The 5,602-nt window shown below is 57.4% G+C and carries 4 protein-coding genes and 2 pseudogenes; 5 read left to right on the plus strand and 1 reads right to left on the minus strand.

Translation table 11 applies throughout. The annotated features are described in order from the left end of the window. Positions 1–241 precede the first annotated feature (241 nt). Positions 242–463 (minus strand): annotated as a pseudogene (locus FHT73_RS29695) (DUF932 domain-containing protein); the annotation flags it as partial. Positions 464–867: 404 nt separating this feature from the next. Here FHT73_RS29695 and FHT73_RS29070 point away from each other — a divergent pair. The 5 genes and pseudogenes from FHT73_RS29070 to FHT73_RS29090 all read left to right on the plus strand — a co-directional run. Further along, positions 868–1,386, plus strand: coding sequence for a GNAT family N-acetyltransferase (locus tag FHT73_RS29070; RefSeq protein WP_183716511.1), 519 nt, complete (start codon positions 868–870; stop codon positions 1,384–1,386). Between the two features lie 291 nt (positions 1,387–1,677). Beyond that, positions 1,678–2,172 carry an NUDIX domain-containing protein gene (locus tag FHT73_RS29075; RefSeq protein WP_183716513.1) on the plus strand — a complete coding sequence of 165 codons (495 nt, stop codon included), beginning with the start codon at positions 1,678–1,680 and terminating at the stop codon, positions 2,170–2,172. 180 nt (positions 2,173–2,352) lie between these two features. Beyond that, positions 2,353–3,804: an arginine-ornithine antiporter gene (arcD, locus tag FHT73_RS29080; RefSeq protein WP_183716516.1), complete on the plus strand. Its 1,452-nt coding sequence runs from the start codon at positions 2,353–2,355 to the stop codon at positions 3,802–3,804. Between the two features lie 14 nt (positions 3,805–3,818). Next, the gene (locus FHT73_RS29085) at positions 3,819–5,036 is read left to right on the plus strand and encodes an arginine deiminase (protein ID WP_183716514.1); all 1,218 of its coding nucleotides are present in this window, start codon (positions 3,819–3,821) and stop codon (positions 5,034–5,036) included. 17 nt (positions 5,037–5,053) lie between these two features. After that, positions 5,054–5,602, plus strand: a pseudogene (locus tag FHT73_RS29090) (ornithine carbamoyltransferase subunit F); the annotation flags it as partial.

A 5,602-nucleotide genomic window follows, 5' to 3' on the forward strand; every position in this document is an offset into this window, starting at 1 on the left:
CCACCAGATACGATAAGACCCAAAAATCATTCTCGGCATTCCTCGCTTTGGCCGCAGCCAAAATATGGCTGCCATACTTTGTCAACAGGGCCTAGGATCAGATGCCCGCAAGACAGCAACGACAGAACTGGCGAAGCTACCTGGTGTCAAGCTTCCCGCGTAGCAGGCAGGTCCAAGCACACGGGGCTACCCGATGTTCTCCTCCTGTCACAGCTTGTCTGTCTCCAAGGGCACCGGCGATGGCCTCCACGCTGATCGCCGCGCTCTCTACAGTTCGGGTCCGGCTGCGCTCGGTCCGACAGGGCACAGCGGCGTAGAGGTCGGACAGGGATAGATAACGCTCGTCCGCAGGCCGCGAGAACCACTCCGAGGACACGCGGCCGATCCGCTCGCCTCGGCTTGCATCCACCTTGTAGCCGCCAGTGCGTTCGCGACCGGCGTCCAGAATCTCCACATGCGCCATGGCTAGTCTCCATGACGGGCGCCGGAAAACTCTCTCCCAGCCCTGAACCCGTCATGAAAATCTGAGCCGATCTCTCACTCTCTATGACGCCGACTCCACGACGATGGTTTCGGAGGCGCAATTCCTGGACCGATGTTCCATCGCAATAGGGAATGTTATGTTGTGCAATACTCCCACAGCGCCCGAATGGTCCGATCTGCGAAATGCAGCGCATCGTCTGCTTCTGCGTCGAATCGACCAACACAGAATTTCCAAGGATTGTAGAGACGCGCAACGATCCTGACCGGCAGGCCATTTTGCGCTGGATCAAAGTCGATATGTGCAGATCTGCTAGGCTCAACGCGTGACCGCTCGTGTCCAGATATCGATTGACAGTTGTTCCGCGCGTTTGAAGGAGAAGCATGATGGAAATCGAAGATACCAAGGGTGACCTAACCACGCGTAGCGGCTTTCACTTTCATGTTCGCGCCGCCGAGCCAAAAGATGAGGCAATTGTCGCTGATTTTTTCACCCACGTGACACCAGACGACGTCAGATTTCGTTTCCTATCCGGGATGAAATCCGTTTCCCATGAAAGGCTCGTTGAAATGACAAGCGTTGGTGATCCCAGGCGCGTCAATTTCCTTGCGTTTTCATCTGATCAGACGTTGCTGGCAGTGGCAATGTTGGCGGTCGGCAAGGACACTCAGCGCGGAGAGGTCGCGCTGACCATTCGTGAAGACTACAAGCATCAGGGTATAAGTTGGGAAATGCTGGCCCACATCTGCCGCTATGCAGAACGGAATAATTTCAAAAGCATCGAATCCATAGAAAGCCGCGAAAACCATGCTGCAATCGAGCTGGAGCGCGACATGGCCTTCCACGCCTATGACGATAAGGACGATCCTACGATCGTCGTGCTACGGCGCGATTTTGGTCGGTGACTGTCGGTATTCATCATCTATACATGGTTGATCGCCGTCATCGGATATTTGAGACCGAATGCCGCTCGGACGGGTGCGGGCTCGCTCCTTTACTTTGATCCCGACCAGGGGTGACAATGCGATCGTCCGTCGTTTAACGGTTGCTTCCGAAGCGATGAGCTGAGGGCATGTCGCTGGTTGGGCGGTTTAAGTGCCGTTTTGCCTTGAATCCAACCGCATCCGTCGTTTTATGGCCAAAATCTTGGGGTCGAGGCAAAGACATACGGGTTCCATTGATAGGAACGATCAGACATGAAGAAAAGCGCCGGGATCCTAATGTATAAAAAGGCGCGACGCAGCATTTTGGTGCTGCTTGTCCACCCGGGAGGCCCCTTCTGGCGTAAACGTGATGACGGCGCATGGTCTATTCCCAAGGGCGAATACGGAAATGATGAGGCACCTGAATCGGCCGCTCGACGGGAATTCGCTGAGGAAACAGGCTGTACAACTGATGGCGCGCTGCAGCCTCTTGGCGAATTGCGCCAGAAGAGCGGAAAGGTCGTCACCGCCTTTGCCCTTGAAGGAGTATTCGATACATCCCGCTTGCGCAGCAATCTGTTTGAAATTGAGTGGCCGCCACGTAGCGGGCATTTCCAGTCCTTCCCGGAGATCGATCGCGCCGAATGGTTCTCTCTTTCCGAGGCAGGCCAAAAGATCGTCGGTAGTCAGCGCCCCTTCCTGAAAAGTCTGGAGAGACTACTGTGCGCAGGCTCGCAATATGACACCGAACAGACGGACGGCGGGTGATGCCGCATTGTAGCTGCGGCAAACTCCAGGATCGTCAACCAACATTCTGGGTGCGGTGCGCAAGTCTACAAAAAATGACAACCGCCTTGACAAGGATCAAGGTTTGTCACCGCCGCCTGGTGTCCAGTGTCTCCCATAGACGCCCTTAATCCTTGGGAGAAAACCATGACTTCGATCGGCATGAAGCTTGTCGCCTCGACCGAGCCGGTGGCGGTTAGCAGAAAATTGCGCCTGGGTTCGCTAACGGCATTGGTCATCGGCTCGATGATCGGGTCCGGCGTCTTCAGCCTGCCGCAGAACATGGCGGCCGGCGCCGGTCCATTGGCCATCGCAATTGGCTGGGGGATCACGGCGATCGGCATGCTGGCGCTGGTCTTTGTGTATCAATCCCTGGCCACCCGCAAACCAAACCTGAATGTGGGCCCCTATGCCTATGCGAAAGCTGGATTTGGTCCATTTATCGGCTTTAACAGTGCGTGGGGCTATTGGCTGAGTGCATGGATCGGTAATGTTTCTTATGCAGTTATCGTCTTCAGCGCACTATCCTATTTCTTCCCGTCCTTCGGTGATGGCAACACCTGGCAGGCGGTGCTCGGCGCATCGATCCTGCTGTGGTTGATCCACGCTCTTGTCCTCGCGGGCATCCGCCAAGCAGCGGTCGCGAACCTTATCGTCACCATCGCAAAGATCGCGCCGATTGTATTGTTCGTCGGAGTCGGCGTCGTCGCCTTCAAGCTTAATGTCTTCTTGCTCGATTTCACCGGTCTGGGCAACGCAAGCCTCGGCTCGATCACCACGCAGGTCAAGAGCACCATGCTGGTCACCCTCTGGGTATTCATCGGCATAGAAGGTGCGAGCGTGTTCTCCGCCCGGGCCGAGCGGCGGAAAGACATTGCCACGGCAACGGTCTTGGGGTTTTTCACCTGTCTCGCGTTCTACGCGCTCGTGTCCCTGCTTTCGCTTGGTATTCTGAGCCAACCCGAGCTTGCCGCACTGAAGAATCCATCGATGGCCGGCGTACTTGAGGCAGTCGTCGGCCCCTGGGGTGCGGCTCTCATCAACATCGCACTTGTCATCTCGGTGATCGGTGCCTTTCTAAGCTGGACGCTCCTCGCAGCTGAGATTCCATTTGCGGCGGCCAAGGACGGAACCATGCCGAAATTCCTCGCGTTGGAAAGTGACCGTGGTGTCCCGTGGGCTTCGCTGCTGATCACCAATCTTCTTGTCCAGGCGTTCCTCGGCGTTACGCTCTTTGCTCACAGCACCTATCAGGCGTTGTTTTCCATCGCATCAACCGCGATCCTCGTGCCCTACATCCTCTCCGGCGCCTATGCTGCAAAGCTGGCCATATCAGGCGAAAGCTATGCACCGGGTGAGCAACGAACGGCCCCAATGCTCATCGGGATTCTGGCGACGTTTTACGGGCTGTGGCTCGTCTATGCCGCCGGCCCGGCCTACCTGTTCATGTGTGCAATCCTCTATGCGCCGGGCATTCTCTTCTATGTTCTTGCCTGCCGAGAGTCGGGTCAAAAGCCCTTCCGTCTCCTCGAAGCCGTGCTTGCCGTCGTGCTTGTGGCGGTAGCCCTCCTTGCCGCCTACGAAATGTGGGCCGGCATCGTCAGCCCGTTTTGACAGGGAGCAGCGTCATGAATGTTCTGGGGGTTCATTCAGAAGTCGGTCGTCTCGGCGAAGTCATGGTTCACCGCCCTGACCTGAGCCTTCGGCGCCTGACACCCGACAATTGCAAGGCTTTGCTTTTCGACGACGTGCTTTGGGTCAAGCGGGCACGCCAGGAGCACGACATCTTCGTCGATGCTTTGCGCGAACGCGGCGTGGTTGTGCAATCATTGGGCGAATTGCTGACGGAAACTATGGCTTTGCCCAGCGCGCGCCGCTGGCTGCTCGATCGCCGGGTCGAATCTGCGGTTGTCGGACGTGACATGGTCGACGAACTACGCGGCTGGCTCAATGAGATACCAGCCGATCAGCTGGCAACCTACCTTGTCGGCGGCATTGCGCGTGCCGAATTGCCATTTGAACCGCTTGGGCTCACTGGACGGACACTGGCGCCGCAGGATTTCGTGCTACCACCGCTGCCGAACCAACTCTTTACCCGTGACAGTTCCTGCTGGATCTATGGTGGCGTCTCGGTCAATGCCATGTATTGGCAGGCGCGACGGCCAGAGGCTGCAAATGTCGAAGCGATTTATCGTTTTCATCCACGGTTCGACGCAGCCGACTTCACATTCATCTCGCCTGAGAACCCGGTCACTGGAACCAGTCTTGAAGGTGGCGACGTGATGCCAATTGGCGATGGTGTCGTCCTGGTCGGCATGGGTGAGCGCACCACTCCGCAGGCGGTCGGCGCGCTTGCTCGAAGTCTCTTTGCAAGCGGTATTGCAAAACGCGTCATTGCGGCCCTTATGCCGCGCGATCGCAGCTTCATGCATCTCGATACCGTCTTCACCTTCTGCGACCGGGATCTGGTGACGATGTATCCTCCGGTCGTCGATCGGTTGCGGAGCTTTTCGCTGCGGCCGGGCGATGCCGAAGGTTTGATAGATACCCGGGAGGAGACATCACCATTTGCCGACGTGGTTGCGCAAGCGCTGGGATTGAAGAGCTTGCGTGTCGTTGCGACCGGCGGTGACCACTACGAAGCGGAACGCGAGCAGTGGGATGACGGCAACAATGTCATCGCTGTCGAGCCCGGCGTTGTCATCGCCTACGACCGCAACGTCTATACCAATACGCTGCTGCGCCGCGCAGGTGTCGAGGTGATCACCATCGAAGGGGCAGAACTCAGCCGTGGCCGCGGTGGCGGACATTGCATGACGTGCCCACTAGCTCGCGCCTCCCTTTAGTTGCAAAGGAACTTGTCATGCCCATCAATCTTCATGGTCGCAGCGTTCTGTCGCTCGATGATCTGGATGCCGAGGAAATCCGTTATCTGTTGCGACTTGCGGCCGATCTCAAGGCTGCCAAACTGGGCGGTTACGAAGTGCCGCGCCTCACGCGAAAGAATATCGCCCTCATCTTCGAAAAAGACTCGACACGCACCCGAACCGGGTTCGAGGTCGCCGCCTATGATCAAGGTGCACACGTCACCTACATGGGTCCCACCGGCAGTCACATCGGCCACAAGGAATCGATGAAGGATACCGCCCGCGTCCTCGGCCGCATTTATGACGCCATCGAATATCGCGGGTTCGCGCAGAGTGCAGTCGAGACGCTGAAAACCTATTCCGGCGTGCCCGTCTATAATGGGCTGACTGACGTCTCTCATCCGACGCAAATTCTCGCCGATCTCATGACCATGCGTGAATTCACCCACAAGCATCTGTCGGACATGGTCTTGGCCTTCCTTGGCGACGGGCGCGACAATGTGGCGATGTCGCTGGCGCTCGGCGCCGCCAAGGTCGGGATCGAT

This window comes from Rhizobium sp. BK098, from assembly GCF_014193155.1.
In the GTDB taxonomy this organism is placed as follows: Bacteria; Pseudomonadota; Alphaproteobacteria; order Rhizobiales; family Rhizobiaceae; genus Rhizobium.